The organism is Bacillus sp. GC_Bacil_1, from assembly GCF_026540675.1.
Lineage (GTDB): Bacteria > Bacillota > Bacilli > Bacillales > Bacillaceae_G > Bacillus_A > Bacillus_A cereus.
This window is the reverse complement of the sequence record NZ_JALNUG010000012.1, coordinates 93,658-114,853: the sequence shown is the minus strand read 5'-3', so window position 1 is coordinate 114,853 and position 21,196 is coordinate 93,658. Positions and strand designations below refer to the sequence as shown.

Genomic DNA, 21,196 nt, shown 5'->3' with positions numbered 1-21,196 from the left:
CAATTGTTTTTTTACACATAAAGTAAAATGCACGAAAATGCAAATGGTTCATGACATAATAAATCAGTTTGAAATAAAAGAATGTTCTGTAAGAAAGGGCATACAAAATAAAAAAAGAATAAGAAATCGTTTTCACAAACATTTCATTTGAAAAATGTTATCAAACCCCCTACAATCACCTTATACTCACTCTTACAAGTTGCTATTTTAGGAGGACTAATCATGACAACTAGCAATACGTACAAATTTTATTTAGACGGAGAATGGAGAGAAAGCTCTTCAGGAGAAACAATCGAAATTCCATCTCCATACTTACACGAAGTAATTGGACAAGTACAAGCAATTACTCGCGGAGAAGTAGATGAAGCAATTGCATCTGCAAAAGAAGCTCAAAAATCATGGGCTGAAGCTTCCCTACAAGATCGCGCAAAATACTTATATAAATGGGCTGATGAGCTCGTAAATATGCAGGATGAAATTGCCGATATCATTATGAAAGAAGTCGGTAAAGGCTATAAAGATGCGAAGAAAGAAGTTGTTCGTACAGCTGACTTCATTCGTTACACGATCGAAGAAGCTTTACATATGCACGGAGAAAGCATGATGGGCGATAGCTTCCCTGGCGGAACGAAATCGAAACTTGCGATCATCCAACGCGCACCACTTGGTGTTGTATTAGCAATCGCACCATTTAACTACCCAGTAAACTTATCTGCTGCAAAACTTGCACCAGCATTAATTATGGGTAACGCTGTTATTTTCAAACCAGCAACTCAAGGTGCAATTAGTGGTATTAAAATGGTTGAAGCACTTCACAAAGCTGGTCTTCCAAAAGGGCTTGTAAACGTAGCTACAGGACGCGGTTCTGTAATTGGTGACTACTTAGTAGAACACGAAGGCATCAATATGGTATCGTTCACAGGTGGTACAAACACAGGTAAACATTTAGCGAAAAAAGCTTCAATGATTCCACTTGTATTAGAACTTGGTGGTAAAGATCCTGGTATCGTTCGTGAAGATGCTGACTTACAAGATGCTGCAAACCATATCGTAAGCGGTGCATTCTCTTACTCTGGTCAACGTTGTACAGCTATTAAACGTGTACTTGTACACGAAAACGTAGCAGACGAGCTTGTTAGCTTATTAAAAGCGCAAGTAGCTGAACTATCAGTTGGATCTCCAGAACAAGACAGCACAATCGTTCCATTAATCGACGACAAGTCTGCTGATTTCGTTCAAGGTTTAGTTGACGATGCTGTTGAAAAAGGTGCTACAATCGTTATCGGTAACAAACGTGAGCGTAACTTAATTTACCCAACATTAATCGATCACGTAACAGAAGAAATGAAAGTTGCTTGGGAAGAGCCATTCGGCCCAATCCTTCCAATCATCCGCGTTTCTTCAGATGAACAAGCAATTGAAATTGCTAACAAATCAGAGTTCGGTCTGCAAGCAAGTGTCTTCACTAAAGACATTAACAAAGCATTTGCAATTGCTAACAAAATCGAAACTGGTTCTGTTCAAATTAACGGACGCACAGAGCGCGGCCCTGACCACTTCCCATTCATCGGTGTAAAAGGTTCAGGTATGGGCGCACAAGGTATTCGTAAGAGCCTTGAGTCTATGACACGTGAAAAAGTAACTGTATTAAACTTAGTCTAATCTTATAAAAAGAAGCTGATCTATTTATAGATCAGCTTCTTTTCTATATAAATACCTCCAAAAACGGAGTATTTCATTCTACTTCCGATTTGGTTTTCCAAATCGAACTAAAACATGCCATAATAATTTTAATTCCTGAAGCACTTCTTCATAAGTTCCACGATCACTCCAAGATAATGGATTGCGATTCAAATCCACTACAGCAGAGCCAATTATATTTGCATCGATACAATTATTCCGTGCAATGCGTCTTGCTAAAGATGGCATTTTTGAACCTCTAAAATCCATCGGAACTTCGTCTACCGCAAGTACAAAACCGATGTGCCAATACAAATCAATAGCATACTTCAGGCAAATTTCTTCTAAAACTCTTCCTACATCCGTACCCTTAAATGAAGGATCTGCAACAAGCACCTCTACGTCTTCTTTCAGAGAAATCTCTCCATGAATCTGCGCTTCAATATAATGATTAAGATTACGGGCTGGCTCTTTGCTTACTAAATCTATAAACGGCCTTTTCAGATTAGCCAGTAAATGATTAATTAATATTGTTGGAGTCAAATTTCCTTCACCAATTGCAAAATCTCTTACAAATGTCTCTTCCAAAAGAGCAGCTAAAATCATATCAAACTCCTCATAAGTCCCCTTTTCTTTCGGATCTTGATGCGAATCTAAATACGTATATGTAGAGCGTGAAGAAACTTTTGGAGATAAAAGAAAATAACATGAACCAAAACGCGGAGCCGGCCCATCTGGATGTAACATTAAATTTAGCGCTCCGTATTTTGGCCGTTGCTCATTCGTTACGCCTTCTAATTGATATGCCCCTCCAAATATTCTCTTTTCCCAAAGGTCACGTTCACCACCAGGGTAAGCAGATACGCTTCCATTAGATAGTAATGTTTCAAATTGACTTTTATATACTCCTTGCTCAAACAATGCTTCAGCAACACTTTTCATACTCGAATCAAGTCTGTCTGGATGAAAGTGTAAAGCAATCCTTGCATGAGATTTTAAATTAGCGACAGCTTCTTCAAATATTTCATCTGTAATATTAGACATTTTAAGTATATGATTAATCGTTGCTTTAGCCTCACGTTTTTCGTTCTCTGCATATTTTGAAATATACTCTAAAGCAAATAATTGAGATCTTGATAATTCCATAATCCAATCTCCCCTTTAATTGAAATGACCTTAATCCTTTCAATTAAAAGTGCATTTTTCCCTTCTTATGCAACTAACCTAATTTATTGAACAAAAAGTACTTTAATACAGTCTAATTACAGATACGAGCATTCTTTACGGGTAAATCCACACATTCTACAGAAATGTGATATCCTAGCCATCGCTCAGCAATATGTTCAAATGATAAAACAGATCCCGTTGTAAAAAAACGATGCTTCGGATTCAGATTGTCAGACAAAATTCCTTTGTGCTGTAAAATGGTACTTAACTCTATCGCTGTTTCTTCTGCAGAACTAATAATCGTTACATCTTCTCCTAACCCCCTTTTTAATCACAAACTCTTCTCTATAATCTGATTATTACTATATCCATTGACGTATAAAAATACATTTGTTACTCTTAAAGACGTTAATTTAATATTTAAATCCTCATTCGTATCTCGGTGAGGTAGAGGTTGCAATCATTAAGAGTATCATTTCAGGAGATGTAGTGGCATTGATGAAGGAATGAGAAAGGAATGGTTGCCGAAGTAAGTCGTGTCCACCATGCACGCTTGCTGGGTCTGCATTTAATAAGTGCAGAACTGTCACAAACGTTTCGTTTGTGGAGAGCTATCGAGAGGTATGTCGTGGGTTTCTTATAAGATAGAAAGCATGTAGCGGCAGATTACGTGCTTTTTTTGTTTTGTTTGGGACTTCTCTTCCTGACTCAGGAAGACATACATATCTCCTCGCTTGACTTGGTTATACTAACTTTGGAGGTATTTTCTATGCAACAAAAAAAATGGGGCTTTTGGGTACTAACAGCTTTCGTTGTCGGTAACATGGTTGGCGCTGGTATTTTCATGGTGCCAAGTACGTTGGCACAAACAGCAAGCCCACTCGGTGTCACTTTAGCTTGGTTAACAACAGGGTTTGGTGTTTTAATGCTAGCTCTTGTTTTCGGTAATTTAGCAATTCGTCGTCCTGATTTAACGACAGGACCACAAAGTCATGCATATGCTTTATTCTCAACACCAAAAAAGAAAAAAATGGCTGGATTCAGTATGGTATGGGGATATTGGGTTGCAAACTGGGCAAGTAACGTTGCCATCATTACATCATTTGCGGGATATTTATCACTCTTCTTCCCAATTATGAAAGATACGCGACTACTATTTTCAATCGGTTCTTTTAACATAGAAGTCGGAAAACTAATTACATTTACGATTTGTTCCATCTTACTTTGGGGAACTCATATTATATTAACAAATGGTGTAAGCGGAGCTGGAAAACTAAACTTCTTAGCAACAACAACGAAAGTAACTGGATTCCTTTTATTCATCGTCGTTACGTTATTTGCATTCGAAGCTTCTAAGTTTGGACAATGGTACACGCCGATGATTGATAAATCAGGTGTATCACATGGTCTTCTTTCACAAGTAAATTTAGCTGCTCTTACAACGCTTTGGGCGTTTATCGGAATTGAATCAGCCGTTCTTTTATCAAACCGTGCTGTTTCTCCAAAAACGGTAAAACGTGCAACAGTTGCGGGATTACTTATTACAGTTGCGATTTACTTAGGAATTACAATTTTAACAATGGGTGTACTTCACGTTGATAAATTACAAACTTCTGAACGTCCATTAGCAGATGCACTAAACGCTGCAATGGGTCATGGCGGCGGGAAACTGATGGCATTACTTGCTCTTACTTCCCTGTTCGGTTCTATCTTAGGCTGGATTTTATTAAGCTCAGAAGTACCATATCAAGCAGCAAAAGAAGGTTTCTTCCCTTCCTTCTTCACAAAAACAAATAAAAAAGGAAGTCCAATTTACTCATTACGATTAACAAACATTATGTCGCAAGTGTTCCTATTCTCAACATTATCAGGAACCATTGCGGAAGCTTATACATTCGTTATTACCGTATCAACACTGGCCTACCTCATTCCATATCTCGTTTCACCAATCTTCCAGTTAAAACTAGTCGCAACTGGTGAAACATATAAAAATGAAATGCGGGCAAGAATTACAGATGGCATAGTCGCAGTTATCGCACTTTGCTACGCACTATGGGTTATTAAAACCGGCGCATCCGATATAAAAACGTTCCTTCTCGGAATTGGTTTATTCGTAATTGGATTTGCTTTCTATCCATTAATGAATCGTGATCAGAAAAAAAATAACGAAAAGAAAAACGGGCAAGTTGCATAACGCAATTTGCTCGTTTTTTCTTTTGTAAAACATATATAATAGAACAAAGAGGTGAAAAACATGTCAATCGAATCGCTATGGAGCAGTCGCTTCCAACAACATATTCAAAATATCATTACATACTTTGCACGTATGATTAACGGTTTACTATATAGCTTTATCTTTATTTCATGCGTTGGCGCATACTACTATGCTCAGTTTCTAAAAACATCTCCTTCTAAAGGAATATCTTTACTACTCATCACGATTGTACTTACATTCATTATAACGAGATGCCCTATCCGTACATTTATTCAAAAACCTGATGCTGTCTATTTACTAGCACTAGAAGAGAAATTAACATCTTATTTCAAAAAATCTCTTCTATACAATTACATCATTCAGCTTTTCCCATTGTTATTTACGTTCCTTATTCTCGTTCCACTTGCTATGCAATCATTGCAATTAACTGTACCTTTTTTGTGTACAATCTTTATCGTATTAATGATTACGAAAGCTTGGAACATGTACATACATTGGATGTGGCGTGATAGTCACGACAAAAACATATGGCTGATCATCCGTATTACTTGTAATGCCTTAATCATTTACATGCTGTTTTATTCCGCAAATGTTCTCATATTAGGCGGACTACTTTTACTACTTGCTTTCCTACTTCTATATACGAAAAAACAGCCTACAAAACGAATACCTTGGGATTACATAATCGAGCAAGAAGAAAAAATGAACGTTCGTTTTTATCAATTTGCTAGCATTTTTACAGATGTTCCGCAACTGAATAAACAAGTAAATAAAAGAAAATGGCTTACAAATTGGATTGAACCTTTATTACATAAAAAACGAGAAACTTTCTTCTACTTGTATACACTAGCATTTTTACGTGGAAATGATTATTTCGGCATATATATTCGCTTAGGATTGATCGGTGCTTTCGCCTTATATTTCATACCAAATATATACGTAAAAGGCGCTATCGCTTACATCGTTCTATATATGATTTCTATGCAGCTCCGTTCACTGTGGAAATATTTTTCGGGAAATATTATTGTAGCATTATATCCGATTGGTACTGAAGAAAGAATGAAGCAATTTCTTCGCTTAATCTTTATATTGCTAAGTATTCAACTCATTGTATTTTCAATTGTTATACTCATTGCTACAGGTCAATTTTTACATAGCCTTATCATTATGATTGTCGGGTTACTCTGGATCAAATTTATTATTGTACCAAAAACGAAGCAACGCGTTTCTTCGTTTTAACGAAAAGAAATATCTTAAAAGCCAAGGAGCAAATAAATTATCTCCTTGGCTTTTTTATTTTGCTTCCTCAAACAAGAATCACTGAAACAACCGATATTTTATGATTTTTACATACAAAAACGATAATACATGTTTACGACCTAATAAAAAGGGTATCTATTAATTAACAGAGTAAAGGAGGGGCCTATATTGTGAATAAAAAAACGGAACAACTGAAGCATCACGTTACTGACAATCAATGCAAACATGCTTTAACAACAAATCAAGGGGTAAAAATAGCTGAAGATGAATTTTCTTTAAAGATGGGCTTAAGAGGCCCAACCTTAATGGAGGATTTTCACTTTCGTGAGAAAATGACCCATTTTGATCACGAACGAATTCCCGAAAGGATTGTTCATGCACGCGGGGTTGGCGCTCATGGTTATTTTCAGCTTTATGAATCTTTAGAAACATATACGAAAGCAGATTTTCTTACTAATCCTTCAAAGAAAACACCTGTATTTGTACGGTTCTCAACCGTTCAAGGTTCTAAAGGATCCAACGACACAGTAAGAGATGTACGCGGATTCGCCACAAAATTTTATACAGATGAAGGAAACTATGATTTAGTGGGTAATAATATGCCAGTATTCTTTATCCAAGATGCTATTAAATTTCCTGATTTTGTCCATGCAGTTAAACCAGAACCACATAATGATATTCCTCAAGGAGCTAGCGCTCATGATACCTTTTGGGACTTTGTTGCGCATAATCCTGAGTCCACTCATATGGTCATGTGGCAAATGAGCGACCGAGCTATTCCGCGTAGTTTACGAATGATGGAAGGTTTTGGAGTTCACACATTTCGACTCATTAACGCAGAAGGAAAAGCCCATTTCGTAAAGTTTCACTGGAAACCTACCCTCGGGGTTCATTCATTAGTATGGGATGAAACTCAAAAGATTGCTGGGAAAAATCCTGATTTTCATCGTCAAGATTTATACGAAGCAATTGAAAAAGGGCATTATCCTGAATGGGAGCTTGGATTACAGTTAATTCCAGAAGAAGATGAACATAAATTTGATTTTGATATTTTAGATCCAACGAAATTATGGCCAGAAGAAGAAGTTCCCGTAAAATTAGTTGGTAAAATGACACTGAACAAAAATGTTGATAACTTCTTTGCTGAAACAGAGCAGGTAGCTTTTCACCCTGGTCATGTCGTACCAGGTATTGATTTTTCAAATGACCCTCTTCTGCAAGGAAGATTATTCTCCTATACAGATACACAATTATCTCGTTTAGGGGGCCCTAATTTCCATCAAATCCCTATCAATCAACCCGTATGTCCTTTTCATAATAATCAACGTGATGGTATGCATCAAATGCAGATTCATCGCGGTCAAACAAACTATCATCCTAATGGATTAAATAACAATCAACCTGCAACCGTCCAAGCCGAACAAGGAGGATATGAACATTATCAAGAAAAGATTGATGGGCATAAAATTAGAGGTCGCAGTAAAAGCTTTCTTAACTTCTATTCTCAGGCTAAACTTTTCTACAATAGTATGAGCCCTATTGAAAAGCAGCACATAAAAGAAGCTTTTTGCTTTGAAGTTGGGAAGTGTAAATCAGACATGGTGAAGGCAAATGTAATTGCTCTTCTAAACCACGTCGATCGTCAATTAGCACAAGAAGTCGCTAACATTATTGGAGCTCCTTTACCTAAGGAAAATCACGAAGTAAATTCAGATGCAAAATCACCTGCACTAAGTATGTCCAATACTATTTTTAAATCTGATTCCAAAAATGTTGCAATTCTATTAAATGGTGACCCAAGCGTCTCACTTCTGTCCGAATGGATTCAAGCTTTTGTACAACACCGAATTAACTATAGTATCATAGATAATAAAATTTATCATTTCAATGATTCCATTAAAGTAACTGATACTTATACAACAACAGACTCCCCCCTTTTTGATGCAGTATTAGTGTTTAGTAGTGAGTCTGTCATTCAACCCCCTGTTTTAGAATTTGCAGAAACTACTTTTAAACATTTTAAACCGATAGCTCATGTCCTTAGTAATTCTCATGCTTTGGACCATAGTAAGATTAAACTGGATGGAGCAGGAGTTTACAACTTAACAAATACTTCAATTGAATCATTTATAGAAGGCATTGCCCAAGGAAGATTCTGGAGCCGATAATATAATATAATATAATATAAGGAGCGGATTAGAATGAGTAAAAAAATTGCTATTTTAATAACGGATTATTTCGAGGACACAGAATACACAGAGCCAGCAGAAGCTTTTAAACAAAAGGGATATGAATTAACAACTATTGAAGCAGAAAAAGGTAAAACGGTACACGGTAAGCAAGGAAAAAGTGAAGTCGTGATTGATAAAAGTATTGATGATGTTTCTCCAGAGAACTTTGATGCCCTCTTCATACCGGGTGGATTTTCTCCAGATATACTTCGTGCCGATGAACGTTTTGTTCGCTTTAGTAAAGCATTTATGGATGCGGAAAAACCTGTTTTCGCTATTTGTCACGGACCTCAGCTACTCATCACTGCACAAACACTTGAAGGACGCGATGTAACTGGATATAAATCTATTGAAGTCGATTTGAAAAATGCCGGCGGGAACTTTCATGACAAAGAGGTTGTCGTATGTCAAAATCAGCTAGTAACAAGTAGACAGCCAGAGGACATCCCAGCGTTTATTGAAGAATCGTTGCGTATATTAGGATAACTACTTCGGTTAACTAACCTCCTTTTATTTACATGAAAATAATTAATCAGTGGGGTTTTATTCATCCACCACTGATTAATTATCCCTCACCAACTGGTCGTTTGCAGGAAATCCGACCACCACAAATAGCAGGATAAATAAAAAAGGGGGGAATCCAAAAGTTCAGTTTTAATAATCTTTTGGATTCCCCCCTTTTCTCGCCCCAAAATTCCTTATCACTTTTCATAGGCAGTTCTCATATAGTGAAAATGACTATATAATTCCTATCCATAAGTTAAATAATGATTTCGCACATATATAAATACAAAAGATGGGAGCCTTATTTATGAATAACAATCCACCTTCAACGCCCCAAGACAACTCCGAAAACAATAGCCGTGATATTACACTGCAAACATTAAGGGTCATCGGACTCGTCGTCCTTATTAGTGGTTATATCCTCGTTGCGCTCTCTGAAGTAGGTGAGCTGAAAGTCTTATTAACAAACCCAAATAGCAATCCTGATTTAGCTGAAGTTGATCCGTTTTAAAAGCCATATGAAAAGCGATTTCTAGCATCGCTTTTCATATCGTTTTATCCAATCTGAGAAACCTCCCCCTCATACTTCTCTTTCCCTATCGCCTTCATAAATAATAAAATACTGCTCATACCAACGATAAAGTACAGAGCACTCATACCCCAAGATGCAATAAATGAACCTAGCATAACACCTAATGCCCCGTTCATTTTTGCCACTTGAAAGACCATTCCGTTAATCGCCATATAAGAACCTCTTGCCTCATTTGGCACCATATCTGCCATAATAGATTGACGCACTGGCACATACATCATCTCGCCTACTGTTTGGAAAAGCCCTGCAATTAATAAAATCCATAAGCTATTGCTCGTTCCGAGTATTGTAAATCCAATCGTGTAAATAAATAAGCCTACATATAAGATTTTCAAATCGTTGAAGCTTTTCAGCATTTTAATAAGAAGTGCTGAACATAACACAACTAAAATTGTATTCTCTGCAGAAATCCAGCTCAGCATGCGAATACCTGTTAAATCAAACGTAAAACCATTCCCGAATAAAAAGTGCACCGTTTCAAATTCCTTCTGCAAACGTACCCCTAAATAATTATTAATTTGAAACTCTAACGATAATGTACATATACTCGCTGCACAAAAAATTAAAAATGCTTTATCTTTCATCACGACTTTATAACTATCTGCCATATCTTTTAATACATTTTTCTTCTCCATCGTTTTTCGTGCTACATACACTTCTTCCATATACACAGCCATCACATATAGAGTCATAATGGCAACAAGCGTTAATACGATAAACAATTGTAGTCTATAGTTTTCAAATAGTAATCCTCCAAATATCGCTCCAATCGCAATGGATAAGTTAATAGCCCAGTAATTAATGCTGTACATCACTTTTCGATTTTCAGGTGTACTCACATCAATTAACATCGCTTCTGTCGCAGGATTCATAAGTCCCGATCCTAAACTATTCACTAGCATAAAGATAAATGTTAACCACGGTGAGTCAACGTAATCCGAATTCGCAACTCCCATACAAGCAATGGAAATGACTTGTATACTTTGACCGATAATCATAACCTTTTTACGCCCAAGCCGGTCTCCAACATATCCACCGTATAAACCAATTACTAATGAAGCTATGACATTAATAAGTAGTAACGCACCAGCAATCGCGCTACCTAACTTTACGGAAAAATAAATCGCCATAAATGGAAAAATCATCGTGGACACAGTACGTGTTAAAAACGATGTTATAATTCTAATTTTTATATTTCGATGCATACTCCAAAATCCCATTGTTTCCCCTCCTTATGCTTACTTATTTTACTTTGAAAAAAAGGAAGAAAAAGGTTAGAATATTCTAAAGAGTTTCCCCTTTTATGATAGAAGGAAGTGTATATATGAAAATTATGGACTATTACATTAGACTAAGACTACATGCACAAGATCAACAACATATGCGAAATAGCTTACAAGAATTAGCGGATGTTTTATATTGCAGTACGAAAAACGTAAAGATTTTATTAAAGAAAATGAGCGAGGAGCAATTAATTAGCTGGACTCCAGGGCGAGGCCGCGGAAATAAAACGGAAATTCTATTTATACATAATTTCGTAGAAGCGATTGAGTCCTATACAGATGAACTGTTAGCGCAAGAAAAATTAAAAGATATCTTTCTTCTTTTAAAAGAACCCCTCCCCCTCGCACTTCAAAAAAAGATAGAAAATAAACTACATCATCATTTTGGATACGAACCTTCAAATGATATGTACGACGTATTAAAGATTCCTATATCGAGAAAGATATTCCCATTAGATCCGGCTTTTGTGGCTGTAACTACAGAGAGCCATCTTACGAGTCAAATTTTTGATACATTAGTCGTCTATAACGATGTTACTGAAAAAATGGAGCCTCACATTGCGCATACGTGGGAATTAAGTGAAGACGGGCTTACGTGGACTTTTTATTTACGAAAGGATGTATATTTTCATAACGAAACAGTTTTAACTTCTAAAGATGTACAATTTTCATTTGAAAGACTAAAAGAAGTTTACTCTCCTTTCGAATGGTTAACAGAAGAAATCGTTCAAATTGAAACGCCATCACCACTACAAATTCGATTCCATTTAGCGAAACCAAATTTATTTTTCTTACACTATGTAAGTTCAATGCAGCTCGCAATTTTACCGCGTGATACGAGTATTCAAAATCATCATTATATAGGTACTGGGCCTTTCAAACTTGCTCATTACTCTGAAGATAATATCATACTCGAAGCGTTCACCCATTATTTTAAAGAGCGCGCGTTATTAGACCGTATTGAATTTTGGGGTATTCCTGACCATGTGCAAATAGATGCTGATTATGAACTACCAAACGAAGAGGAAAATGAAAGGCATGATATACAAATAGAAGAAATAGGTTGTATTTATGCTAGCTTCAACTTTAAAAAACCTGGTCCTCATCACGACATTTACTTTCGAAAAGCTTGGAGAGAACTATATGATGTTGAAATGATACTTCGTAACATAGAGGGTAGACGGACAATTGCTGCATCAAGCTTTTTCCCTGATAGAAGCCGCCTTGCAACAAGAAGATCCTACTCTTTAGAAAAGGCAAAAGAGTATTTGAAAAAGAGTACATATAATGGAGAAACGATACATATTTACTTCTTCGCATTTAAAGATAGTGCAAATGATGCATATTTCTTAAAAGAACGATGTGAAAGTTTAGGTATACAAGTAGAGCTTCACCCATTTCCCGTTTCAGATTATATGAATCGCTCTATTGATAAACATGCTGATATTATTTTCATGGGAGAAGTATTTGCTGCCAATCATGAAATTGCATTCTTAAATGTATTTAAAAATAAAAGTTGCTTCGTAAATCGGTTCATGGACCCGCACTACGAAAAACAAATTAACTGTTTACTAGATACATTTTTACTAGAAGAAAATAAAGAAAAGCGCTATGAACTCATGTATGAGATTGAAGAGTTTTTACAAGCAGAACACATCATTTTATTTAACTATCACGTTCTAAAAAGAAAAACATACCCTTCTTCTTTAAAAAACGTAACAATTGATTCATTCGGTTGGGCAAATTTTGCGAAGTTATGGATACAGCCATCCATGTCTTAAAATGTGAGTCATTATAAAAGGAGAAGGTACTACATCCTTAGCAGTACCTTCTTCACATACTATTATTTAATTACTCCATCTAAGTGATCTTTCAAGTTCCCTAAATACTTCTCTATATCCGGATTCTTCACCACATCATAACAAGCAAAACTCTTTAACGGACTCATACCGAGAAACTTTTGCACTCGGTGTAAATGACTAAGCGCTGATTCTAAACTTTCTCCTTCAAAGAACTTCGTCTTATCTCCAAATGCTTTTTCAGGTGCATTCCAAGTTGTGGAGAACATATACTCTTTCTCTTTTAATAAACCACCTGTTCCATATTCATCTGCACCTTTAAAGAACAAACCGTATTCATACACTTCATCCATATACGTTTTAAATAAGCCCGGTACACTAAACCAGTAAATCGGTGTTTGATAAATCACAACATCAGCCCATAAAAACTTCTCTTGTTCTTCTTTAATACTATAGCCATCTTGAATCGTTGTTGTTTTCACATGATGCTTCTCACTTAATACCGTTACCATATAATCTACTAACGTTTTATTTAATCGTCCTTCCTTTGTACCGTATTTTTCATGTCCATTTATAATAAATATATTTTTCATCGTTTTTCTCTCCCCTATATAATCTACTCTTCAGCTATTAAGCCGAGTTGCTGCTGTAGTGTAAGATTATCTTCTAAATGCCAATCTTCCGTGATCTTTCCGTCTTTCACATGTAAAATATCAATTGCAAAAAAATTAATTTTCTTACCATTATGTGTTCCTGTAAAAGAAAGACGGGCTGTTACTTTATCACCAACAACTAATAAGTCTTCAATCTCGCAATGTATATCAGGCACAACTTTACGAAAATTTTGCGCTGCAAACTTTAATCCTTCAATGCCTTGTGGTCGCCCTTTCGGCAATGTATTATCGAAGAAATCTTTAGTAACAGTCTGCGGAATAAATTCCTCCTTACCTGTATCCCAAAATGCATAAAAACGCTGCGCCGCATGAACCATTTCTGTCGCTTCTTTTTTACTTAGTGAGGGATCAATTGTCATTGCTTTTGGCTTTGGCATTTCTTTTAATAACTGAACTTCAGTTTTTTGTTCCACACCACATGCTACAAGCACAATACAAATAACAAACAAACTAAGAAATCTAAATAACTTTTTTATCCCCATGGAAATCACCACCTCCTTATATAAATCCTTTTTGTTTCGTATTGCTATTGTATATGCACTAACTTCCTTTATGGAAGTAGTGATATTTTTTTCATATAGTTACCAAAAGTATAGTTTTGTGATACTATAAAGCAAATTCATCCAAAAAAATTTTATGGAGGCTAGTTCCATGAACGATATAAATCCAGTTGAATTAACGAAAGGTTTACCTGGCATACCTTGTCCCATCGCTAAAACGCTTGATGTAATTAGTACAAAATGGACATTTTTAATCATTCGTGATCTTCTTATCGAAGGAACATTACGCTTTAGTGATTTACAAAAATCAATGGATGGGATTAGTCCAAAAACATTATCGCTTCGACTAAAAGAATTAGAGTCTCAAGGCATTATAACGAGAAAAGTATATCCAGAAGTTCCGCCTCGTGTAGAGTACACATTAACGGATAAAGGAAAGCAATTAGAGGGGATTTTTATTGAATTAAAACGGTTTGGATTAAGCTTATAAAACAAAAACCCCTCACGTCGTAAGGGGTTTTATTACTTCGCAAAACTTTCAGCCAACTGTTTCTCTCTCCACATAAATGTAATGCCGAGACCAACTATTAAAACAACGCCTGAAAATGCATATGGATAATGAATATTCATATCAAATAATATTCCGCCCATCGCTGGTCCTGCGATATTTCCTAAACTCGTATAAGTCGAGTTCATACCAGCGACGAATCCTTGCTCTTTTCCGGCTGCTTTTGATAAAAATGTCGTTAAAGCTGGACGAAGTAAATCAAATGCTAAGAAAATGAAGCAAGTAACGAGAAGTACAATCCAATAATTAAAGACTACAGTTGAGACGAATGCTAATACTGCACCTACAATTAAACATATTTGAATTAACACTTTCTCACCGAACATGTCTACCAATTTGCCAAACATAAATACTTGCACAACTACCCCAAAGATTGAACTAATTGTAATAATTGCTGCAATATCTTTCGGCGAGAAACCAAATTTATGATCAGAAAATAAGCTAAACACTGTTTCATACGCTGATAATCCGAATGCGAGTACAAATACGATAATAAATGCAATTGCATACATTGGATGTAATGATTTCTTTAAATCCCCAATAAAACTTGATTCTTTCGTATTAGAAGAAATCTCTGCAAGTTCTTCTTTCGTTAACGGTTCTTTTAAAATAAAGATCGAAATCACACATGCTATAAAAGCAATTACTGCTGCAACGAAAAACGGCACACGTATACCGTATTCTGCAATAAATCCGCCGATTCCAGGCCCTATAATGAATCCAGTACTAATAGCCGCAGATAAGTATCCCATCGCCTTTGGACGTTCCTGAATAGATGTAATATCCGCAACATATGCCGTAACACCAGGCATAATAAAAGCAGCACTAATTCCGCCTAATACCCTTGCTACATAAAGCATCCATACATCTTTTCCTAATCCAAAAAGAAGCTCTGAAACACCAAAAATAAATAATCCAATGATTATCATTTTCTTTCTACCGTAAAGATCAACCCACCGGCCTGTAATAGGTGAAGTAATGAGCTGTGCCATTGCAAACACTGCAACGAGATATCCCATCGTCTTCCCTGTTAAACCCATATCATTCATAAAGGACGGCATAACCGGAATGATTAATCCAATCCCTAAAAAAGCGATAAATATATTACTCAAAAGAATGACCAATACCATCTTTTGTTCTTTTATCGGTTTCTTCACTTTTTAACACCTCTTCCCGTAAGTTCCTCTCAAAAAATAATGCCCAAGAAGCTTTTTCTCTATCCTTCTATTTGTGGGCTAGTCATGAGTAGAGATGCCCCCTACTCGTTAGAATTTCACACTATCCTTCCACACATACATACGCATTAGGTGAATGACTATCATTCAGTTTTCCTCAAAAATGAACCTACCTTTTCAGACAGGTTCATCTCACTATTTCTTTATATGTAGTGCATGTGTTAAAAAATCTAGTACTTCTGCCTTTTGTAGCTCGACTTGCTCATCATCTTTATGATCATATAGATACACTTGTTCCGCTGCTGATTCAACTAGAGCGATAAATAACTTCGCTGTTCGCTCTGCGTGAACCGAATCACGAATTTCACCAGCTTCTTTTGCCTCATTTAAAAATTCACTTAGCCACATATAAAGGGGCTCATACACAGCTTCCCATTCTTTTATATGTTCTGTAGATGCAAGACCAGCATACATTAAAGCTTGTATTTCACGATATTCAGCTATAAAGTGAAACACCGCATCTATTACTTGCGTCACTTTACTTGAGAAAGGCGCATCGTTTTGCACTTTTTCTTTCACTGCAAGTATCATCTTTTCAACCATCACTTCTGCTATTGCAGGCATAACAGATAACTTAGAAGGAAAATATAAATAGAAAGTTCCTTGCGCAATGCCAGCTAATTTCACGATATCAGAAATCTTCGTTTTTTCGACGCCCTTTTCCTGAAACACTTCAATAGCTGCATAGACAATTTTCTCTTTTTTATTCATCATCTAAACCCTTTCACACGCATATTGAATGACTGTCACTCATTTTATAAGATAATCGATTGTACTGTCAATGATAGTGAACTCTAAGAGGAAATCATTTTTTTATAATAAAATCTCCTAATAAACAATTAGGAGATAAAAATACAATATACCTTTAAGAAAGTGCCTTTAATCCTGTCACTCCACATACAATAAGAAACACACTAATGATACGCGCTTTACTTTTCGACTCACCAAACAAGAACATGTTTAACAAAACTGCACCTGCTGTTCCGATACCAATCCAAACCGCATACGCGACACTTACTTGTAAAAATAAGAAGGAAGTATACAAAAATGCGAAGGATGTAGCAAACCCACCTATATAAATCGCACCATTGGCTAATGTCTTATCTTTACTATACATTTTAAGTCCTATCACACCGACTATTTCACTAATTGCAGCACAAAATACGAAAAACCAACCCATTTTTAAGCAGCTCCTTCCACAGTTTCTTCTTTATTGTCAGCTAACTTTAAACCGATAACGCCGGCTACTACCATAAGAATGAAGAATAGTTTGCCTGCGCTGAAACTTCCACCGAAAAGAAATACATCCATTAAGAAAGTACCTACCGTACCAGCTCCAGCGAAAACAGCATATACAGTTCCTGTTGCAAGATGTTCACACGCTTTAGAAAGGAAGTGAAAATCAACAGCGATAACTCCTAAAATAATAATCCAATGCCACCAAGTATTAGCCGTATTAAAACCAAACACCCAAAAAATTTCAAAGATACATGTTAATATGACATATAACCAAGCTCTATTTTTCATACCTCTCACCTCTTATGACTGACTATCAGTCATTTTTATTTTAAAAAAATATACTCTTTCATCAATACTATATAAAAACAAATATCATCCTCATTTACCATTTATATTTGTTCCGTTTCCAAGTAAACTGCATCCTGTCATACAAAATGACTGAATGTCATTCATATATATATTGTACATGAACATTTTAAAAACTGTCAATGCCGAAAGTTTATTTAAAATTTCTTTCATCTGATTTGTATATTTCCTAATAATCTGTCAATAATGCTAGTAACATAATATTTTCTCCACTCCCCCTTGGAGAGATCCCTTGAATGGAGCAGTTAGCTTTTGCTAGCTGCTCTTTTTTATTTATCCGCACACTATGATGAAATACTCATAGATCAAATCCATTTTTCATCACATAACAACATCTATTTATTTTCCAATGAGCTTTTGTATGTACGAATTTTATTCTCAAGCATCTTCTCTGTAACCTCTAAGTTTTCTCTTTGAATCTGAATAGATTTCCTATGATCTTCTAGGAGCTGTAAACGAGCTTCTGTTGTATGCACCCCTTCTGTATATAATCTAGCGTATTCTCTTATTTTCGCTATTGGCATTTGCGTTTGTTTTAATTTCATTACAAACTGCAACCACTTTATATGTGACTCTTCGTAAAGTCGATTTCCATTTGTATCACGATTTGCAATTAATATATTTTCCTTTTCATAATAACGTAGTGTATGTGTGCTCACGCCTAATAATTTTGCTACCTCACTAATTGTGTACATACTAAAGCTCCCTCCACATGCTTACCCTCATATATTTTATGACCGTATCAAATTTATAAAAAACATTTGACTTAGAGTATACTCTAACAAATACAATCTAACCATAAATGAATTTGAATTTAGGGGGATTTTATATGAAATACACTGTTATTACTGGCGCAAGTTCCGGAATTGGTTATGAAGCAGCTTTAGCATTTGCATCTCGCGGAAAAAATTTAGTACTTGTAGCTCGAAGACAAGAAGAATTAAACGGATTAAAATTAAAAATTAACGAAATGCATCCGGAGTTGGATGTTGTCATTCGAAGAACTGATTTATCTGTTACTGAAGATGTTTATAAACTTTATGAAAGCCTACAAGCTTTTCAAATTGAAACGTGGATTAACAACGCAGGTTTTGGTAATTTCGCCTCAATTGCTGAACAAAATTTAAATAAAATCGAAACGATGTTACATGTAAATATAGAAGCACTAACAATACTCTCTTCTCTTTTCGTTCGAGATTATTCAATGGTTGATGGAACACAGCTTATTAACGTTTCATCGGGCGGCGGATACACGATTGTTGCTGATGCTGTTACGTATTGCGCTACGAAATTCTATGTAAGTGCATTTACAGAAGGGCTGTCTCACGAACTGAAAGAACAAGGCGCAAAACTGCAAGCAAAAGTTTTAGCTCCTGCTGCAACTGAAACAGAATTTGCGAAGCGTTCATTTGATATTGATGAATTCCAATACGATAATGTTGTACCAAAATTCCACACTGCAAAACAAATGGCACAATTTATGCTCGACCTTTATGATAATGATAAAGTTGTAGGAATTGTCGACGGTTTAACGTATAACTATGAACTTAAAGATCCACTTTATAATTTTGCCGTGAGACAAAAGAATTCAAATTCTTAATAACCTGTCCAGTTCTTATGGAAATATATATTCCCACTATATATGTAAATAATAGTGGGAACTTTTTCCCTATAAATTTTTTATCCAACATACCGCACCATCGCCACTTCATCACAATAATCCACCTTTGGACAATGTCTACAATCAATCCATACTTTCTCTGGCAACGCTTCTTTGTTTATAAAATCAAATCCACACTTTTGAAAAAATACTGTTTCATATGTTAAGGAAATTACTCTTCTTACATTTATTTTCGTAGCTTCCTCCATTACATGATTTACGAGCATACGCCCTATCCCTTTCCCTGCATATGTATGCGAAACTACTAACGATCGTATTTCTGCAAGATCTTCCCCTAATACATGTAATCCAGCAACTCCAACAATTCTCTCGTCTTCTTTCATAACATATAAACATTGCAAATATTGATAAAGAGACAAAAGGGAACGTGGTAAAACCACTCCCTCTTTTGCATAAACCTCAATAAGACTATAAATTTCTTTCACATCACTCGTCACCGCATTACAGATTTTCATATTACATCCCCTTGCCCTCGATATTAATATTTATAACTTTAAATGAATTTTAATACATAATTTTATATAATAATACAGCTCTCTTTTCTCCTCGTCAATCACTTTATGCAAACAAAAAACCAAGCAATCTAATTGATGCTCGGTTCCTCATCTCGTATCGGCAATACCGTCGAATATTTAATTTCACGAAGTGCTAAACTTGTCTGTATCCTTGTAATACCAAGCTTATTCAGCTTTCTAATAAACTGCTCCAGTTCTTTACGATCACGATTTGCAACCTTTAATAAATAATCGTATTCTCCTGTTAAACAGTGACATTCTAACACTTCCGGCATCGATTCTAATTCTTTCTCCAACACTTCCAACTTGTCAAATTGATGAATATTCGTACTCATAAAAATAAAACATAATAAATCAAACCCAAGCTTTTCTTGATTTAAAATCGCAACTTGCTTATCGATGAAACCTTCCCCATCTAACCTTTTTATTCTTGCATGCATCGCAGCCGGTGATAAATTAACGCGACGTGCCAGCTCTGCATTACTTACTTGTGACTCCTTCTGCAATATATCTAAAATTTGTACATCCAAATCATCCAACACTTTAATAACAGACGACTCCATTACAATTCCCCCTTTTTTCTTACCGATGATTATTCGAAAAAACACCTTATAATTTATCCAAAACTGAATATCATTCCGTAAATATCATTCACAGATAAATATTTTATCGAGTTTTTACCATTATACAAAAGAATATATTATACAATAAAGAAAAATGCTAAAATTATTTACAATTCGTATTGATTATAAAAAAGGGGATTTTAGCATGCCTTATTTTTACGTCTTTTTACTATTACTAACGAGCTTATTATGGGGAGGAAATTTTGTCGTTGGAAAATCACTCGTCGATCATGCATCGCCGATGACACTGACAAATTTAAGATGGATGATTGCGATTGTTTGTTTATTACCAATGGTATGGTTTAAAGAAAAGAAAATCCTTCCACCACGTACCGCAATACTTCCTTTAATATTGATGGGAATTTCAGGGGTCGCTCTTTTTAACATCTTTCAATTTTTAGCATTAGAAAAAACATCCGCTACGAATGTAGGTCTTATCTCTACTTTGAATGCAATTTCAATCGCATTATTTTCAGTATTATTTCTAAAAGAAAAAGTAAATACACTTCAAATCCTATCCATGATTCTTTCATTCTTCGGGGTTATCCTCGTCCTATTAAAAGGTGATTTCTCGCTTTTATTTTCACTACATTTTAATAGCGGTGATTTATGGATGATTGCAGCAGTCTGTATTTGGGGAATCTATTCTGTTTGTAGTAAATGGGCAACAAAAACAACTACACCACTTATGGCAACGTTGTACTCTGGTATTTTCGGCGTTATTTTATTACTACCGTTTAACATAGGTAGCTTCACTGTTTCAAATATAAATACTTCTTTCATCACATCACTTTTATATACCGGGCTTATTTCGACAGTTCTTTGTATGGTATTTTGGAATATTGGTGTACAAAAATTAGGTGCAACTACATCAGGTATTTTTCTAAACTTCAATCCAATTTTCACAGCCATTTTAGCATTCATATTCCTCGGAGAAGAATTAACGTGGATACAAATTTTAGGGACAATTGTCGTTGTAACAGGATGTTATTTATTTTCTCATTTCAAAACTGTTGCCGTTCAGCCTGTTAGACCTTTAATGCGAAAACATTCTTAATGAAAAA

General features: G+C 35.6%; 21 protein-coding genes, 1 pseudogene and 1 riboswitch. Of the genes and pseudogenes, 10 read left to right on the top strand and 12 right to left on the bottom strand.

The features are described from left to right. The first annotated feature begins 222 nt into the window (after nt 1–222). Complete coding sequence (gene gapN / locus OXT04_RS18995) at nt 223–1,662, top strand: NADP-dependent glyceraldehyde-3-phosphate dehydrogenase (RefSeq protein WP_000213615.1); 1,440 nt, start codon at nt 223–225, stop codon at nt 1,660–1,662. A 78-nt stretch (nt 1,663–1,740) separates the two neighbouring features. Here the strand turns inward: gapN and OXT04_RS18990 are convergent, their stop codons facing one another. Together OXT04_RS18990 and OXT04_RS18985 are read right to left on the bottom strand one after the other, a co-directional pair. Beyond that, nucleotides 1,741–2,826 (bottom strand): DUF3626 domain-containing protein, encoded by a 1,086-nt coding sequence (locus OXT04_RS18990; RefSeq protein WP_000423687.1) that lies wholly within the window; start codon nt 2,824–2,826, stop codon nt 1,741–1,743. A gap of 112 nt (nt 2,827–2,938) precedes the next feature. Continuing rightward, nucleotides 2,939–3,178: pseudogene (locus tag OXT04_RS18985) on the bottom strand (glutamate racemase); the annotation flags it as partial. A gap of 109 nt (nt 3,179–3,287) precedes the next feature. After that, a riboswitch (Lysine riboswitch) is annotated at nt 3,288–3,469 on the top strand. A 147-nt stretch (nt 3,470–3,616) separates the two neighbouring features. On the opposite strand from OXT04_RS18985, the gene OXT04_RS18980 reads away from it, so the two are divergent. The 5 genes from OXT04_RS18980 to OXT04_RS18960 all read left to right on the top strand — a co-directional run bounded on the left by OXT04_RS18980 (nt 3,617) and on the right by OXT04_RS18960 (nt 9,568). Continuing rightward, nucleotides 3,617–5,041 carry an amino acid permease gene (locus OXT04_RS18980; protein ID WP_001186293.1) on the top strand — a complete coding sequence of 475 codons (1,425 nt, stop codon included), beginning with the start codon at nt 3,617–3,619 and terminating at the stop codon, nt 5,039–5,041. 60 nt (nt 5,042–5,101) lie between these two features. Continuing rightward, the gene (locus OXT04_RS18975) at nt 5,102–6,301 is read left to right on the top strand and encodes an ABC transporter permease (RefSeq protein ID WP_000021390.1); all 1,200 of its coding nucleotides are present in this window, start codon (nt 5,102–5,104) and stop codon (nt 6,299–6,301) included. A gap of 191 nt (nt 6,302–6,492) precedes the next feature. After that, the gene (locus OXT04_RS18970) at nt 6,493–8,490 is read left to right on the top strand and encodes a catalase (protein WP_267416655.1); all 1,998 of its coding nucleotides are present in this window, start codon (nt 6,493–6,495) and stop codon (nt 8,488–8,490) included. Between the two features lie 33 nt (nt 8,491–8,523). After that, nucleotides 8,524–9,039, top strand: coding sequence for a type 1 glutamine amidotransferase domain-containing protein (locus OXT04_RS18965; RefSeq protein ID WP_000037522.1), 516 nt, complete (start codon nt 8,524–8,526; stop codon nt 9,037–9,039). 325 nt (nt 9,040–9,364) lie between these two features. Next, nucleotides 9,365–9,568: a hypothetical protein gene (locus tag OXT04_RS18960; protein ID WP_001063872.1), complete on the top strand. Its 204-nt coding sequence runs from the start codon at nt 9,365–9,367 to the stop codon at nt 9,566–9,568. 44 nt (nt 9,569–9,612) lie between these two features. On the opposite strand, the gene OXT04_RS18955 is transcribed toward OXT04_RS18960, so the two are convergent. After that, nucleotides 9,613–10,869, bottom strand: coding sequence for an MDR family MFS transporter (locus OXT04_RS18955; protein ID WP_000508235.1), 1,257 nt, complete (start codon nt 10,867–10,869; stop codon nt 9,613–9,615). A gap of 83 nt (nt 10,870–10,952) precedes the next feature. On the opposite strand from OXT04_RS18955, the gene OXT04_RS18950 reads away from it, so the two are divergent. Further along, nucleotides 10,953–12,713 (top strand): SgrR family transcriptional regulator, encoded by a 1,761-nt coding sequence (locus OXT04_RS18950; protein ID WP_000569522.1) that lies wholly within the window; start codon nt 10,953–10,955, stop codon nt 12,711–12,713. A 62-nt stretch (nt 12,714–12,775) separates the two neighbouring features. Here the strand turns inward: OXT04_RS18950 and OXT04_RS18945 are convergent, their stop codons facing one another. Beyond that, nucleotides 12,776–13,324, bottom strand: coding sequence for an NAD(P)H-dependent oxidoreductase (locus tag OXT04_RS18945; protein WP_061660055.1), 549 nt, complete (start codon nt 13,322–13,324; stop codon nt 12,776–12,778). Nucleotides 13,325–13,347: 23 nt separating this feature from the next. Beyond that, the gene (locus OXT04_RS18940) at nt 13,348–13,887 is read right to left on the bottom strand and encodes an ester cyclase (RefSeq protein ID WP_267416645.1); all 540 of its coding nucleotides are present in this window, start codon (nt 13,885–13,887) and stop codon (nt 13,348–13,350) included. Nucleotides 13,888–14,056: 169 nt separating this feature from the next. On the opposite strand from OXT04_RS18940, the gene OXT04_RS18935 reads away from it, so the two are divergent. Beyond that, a complete protein-coding gene (locus OXT04_RS18935; protein WP_000997917.1) occupies nt 14,057–14,395 on the top strand; it encodes a winged helix-turn-helix transcriptional regulator in 339 nt (112 codons plus the stop codon). Nucleotides 14,396–14,427: 32 nt separating this feature from the next. Here the strand turns inward: OXT04_RS18935 and OXT04_RS18930 are convergent, their stop codons facing one another. From OXT04_RS18930 to OXT04_RS18910, 5 genes are all read right to left on the bottom strand, one after another. After that, nucleotides 14,428–15,630, bottom strand: coding sequence for an MFS transporter (locus OXT04_RS18930; RefSeq protein WP_000742945.1), 1,203 nt, complete (start codon nt 15,628–15,630; stop codon nt 14,428–14,430). A 213-nt stretch (nt 15,631–15,843) separates the two neighbouring features. Beyond that, the gene (locus tag OXT04_RS18925) at nt 15,844–16,422 is read right to left on the bottom strand and encodes a TetR/AcrR family transcriptional regulator (protein WP_001996782.1); all 579 of its coding nucleotides are present in this window, start codon (nt 16,420–16,422) and stop codon (nt 15,844–15,846) included. A gap of 151 nt (nt 16,423–16,573) precedes the next feature. Next, the gene (locus tag OXT04_RS18920; protein ID WP_000539671.1) at nt 16,574–16,888 is read right to left on the bottom strand and encodes a DMT family transporter; all 315 of its coding nucleotides are present in this window, start codon (nt 16,886–16,888) and stop codon (nt 16,574–16,576) included. 2 nt (nt 16,889–16,890) lie between these two features. Next, nucleotides 16,891–17,235, bottom strand: a complete 345-nt coding sequence (locus OXT04_RS18915; RefSeq protein WP_000796020.1) for a DMT family transporter — start codon at nt 17,233–17,235, stop codon at nt 16,891–16,893. A 413-nt stretch (nt 17,236–17,648) separates the two neighbouring features. Next, nucleotides 17,649–18,008, bottom strand: coding sequence for a MerR family transcriptional regulator (locus OXT04_RS18910; RefSeq protein ID WP_000288074.1), 360 nt, complete (start codon nt 18,006–18,008; stop codon nt 17,649–17,651). Between the two features lie 134 nt (nt 18,009–18,142). On the opposite strand from OXT04_RS18910, the gene OXT04_RS18905 reads away from it, so the two are divergent. Then, nucleotides 18,143–18,913, top strand: a complete 771-nt coding sequence (locus OXT04_RS18905) for an SDR family NAD(P)-dependent oxidoreductase (protein WP_000878082.1) — start codon at nt 18,143–18,145, stop codon at nt 18,911–18,913. A gap of 80 nt (nt 18,914–18,993) precedes the next feature. On the opposite strand, the gene OXT04_RS18900 is transcribed toward OXT04_RS18905, so the two are convergent. Both OXT04_RS18900 and OXT04_RS18895 read right to left on the bottom strand, forming a co-directional pair. Continuing rightward, nucleotides 18,994–19,449: an N-acetyltransferase gene (locus OXT04_RS18900; protein ID WP_000686663.1), complete on the bottom strand. Its 456-nt coding sequence runs from the start codon at nt 19,447–19,449 to the stop codon at nt 18,994–18,996. Between the two features lie 128 nt (nt 19,450–19,577). Then, on the bottom strand, nt 19,578–20,072 hold the full coding sequence (locus OXT04_RS18895; protein ID WP_000446096.1) for an Lrp/AsnC family transcriptional regulator: 495 nt from the start codon (nt 20,070–20,072) through the stop codon (nt 19,578–19,580). A 205-nt stretch (nt 20,073–20,277) separates the two neighbouring features. Here OXT04_RS18895 and OXT04_RS18890 point away from each other — a divergent pair, with 205 nt between their 5' ends. After that, nucleotides 20,278–21,189, top strand: coding sequence for a DMT family transporter (locus tag OXT04_RS18890; RefSeq protein ID WP_001146242.1), 912 nt, complete (start codon nt 20,278–20,280; stop codon nt 21,187–21,189). The last annotated feature ends 7 nt before the right edge of the window (nt 21,190–21,196 follow it).

Bases quoted from the DNA above. Each gene is read 5' to 3' on its own strand.
- gapN (WP_000213615.1), top strand. From the start codon at position 223: ATGACAACTAGCAATACGTACAAATTTTATTTAGACGGAGAATGGAGA.
- OXT04_RS18990 (WP_000423687.1), bottom strand. From the start codon at position 2,826: ATGGAATTATCAAGATCTCAATTATTTGCTTTAGAGTATATTTCAAAA.
- OXT04_RS18980 (WP_001186293.1), top strand. From the start codon at position 3,617: ATGCAACAAAAAAAATGGGGCTTTTGGGTACTAACAGCTTTCGTTGTC.
- OXT04_RS18975 (WP_000021390.1), top strand. From the start codon at position 5,102: ATGTCAATCGAATCGCTATGGAGCAGTCGCTTCCAACAACATATTCAA.
- OXT04_RS18965 (WP_000037522.1), top strand. From the start codon at position 8,524: ATGAGTAAAAAAATTGCTATTTTAATAACGGATTATTTCGAGGACACA.
- OXT04_RS18960 (WP_001063872.1), top strand. From the start codon at position 9,365: ATGAATAACAATCCACCTTCAACGCCCCAAGACAACTCCGAAAACAAT.
- OXT04_RS18955 (WP_000508235.1), bottom strand. From the start codon at position 10,869: ATGGGATTTTGGAGTATGCATCGAAATATAAAAATTAGAATTATAACA.
- OXT04_RS18950 (WP_000569522.1), top strand. From the start codon at position 10,953: ATGATAGAAGGAAGTGTATATATGAAAATTATGGACTATTACATTAGA.
- OXT04_RS18945 (WP_061660055.1), bottom strand. From the start codon at position 13,324: ATGAAAAATATATTTATTATAAATGGACATGAAAAATACGGTACAAAG.
- OXT04_RS18940 (WP_267416645.1), bottom strand. From the start codon at position 13,887: ATGGGGATAAAAAAGTTATTTAGATTTCTTAGTTTGTTTGTTATTTGT.
- OXT04_RS18935 (WP_000997917.1), top strand. From the start codon at position 14,057: ATGAACGATATAAATCCAGTTGAATTAACGAAAGGTTTACCTGGCATA.
- OXT04_RS18925 (WP_001996782.1), bottom strand. From the start codon at position 16,422: ATGATGAATAAAAAAGAGAAAATTGTCTATGCAGCTATTGAAGTGTTT.
- OXT04_RS18920 (WP_000539671.1), bottom strand. From the start codon at position 16,888: ATGGGTTGGTTTTTCGTATTTTGTGCTGCAATTAGTGAAATAGTCGGT.
- OXT04_RS18915 (WP_000796020.1), bottom strand. From the start codon at position 17,235: ATGAAAAATAGAGCTTGGTTATATGTCATATTAACATGTATCTTTGAA.
- OXT04_RS18910 (WP_000288074.1), bottom strand. From the start codon at position 18,008: ATGTACACAATTAGTGAGGTAGCAAAATTATTAGGCGTGAGCACACAT.
- OXT04_RS18905 (WP_000878082.1), top strand. From the start codon at position 18,143: ATGAAATACACTGTTATTACTGGCGCAAGTTCCGGAATTGGTTATGAA.
- OXT04_RS18900 (WP_000686663.1), bottom strand. From the start codon at position 19,449: ATGAAAATCTGTAATGCGGTGACGAGTGATGTGAAAGAAATTTATAGT.
- OXT04_RS18895 (WP_000446096.1), bottom strand. From the start codon at position 20,072: ATGGAGTCGTCTGTTATTAAAGTGTTGGATGATTTGGATGTACAAATT.
- OXT04_RS18890 (WP_001146242.1), top strand. From the start codon at position 20,278: ATGCCTTATTTTTACGTCTTTTTACTATTACTAACGAGCTTATTATGG.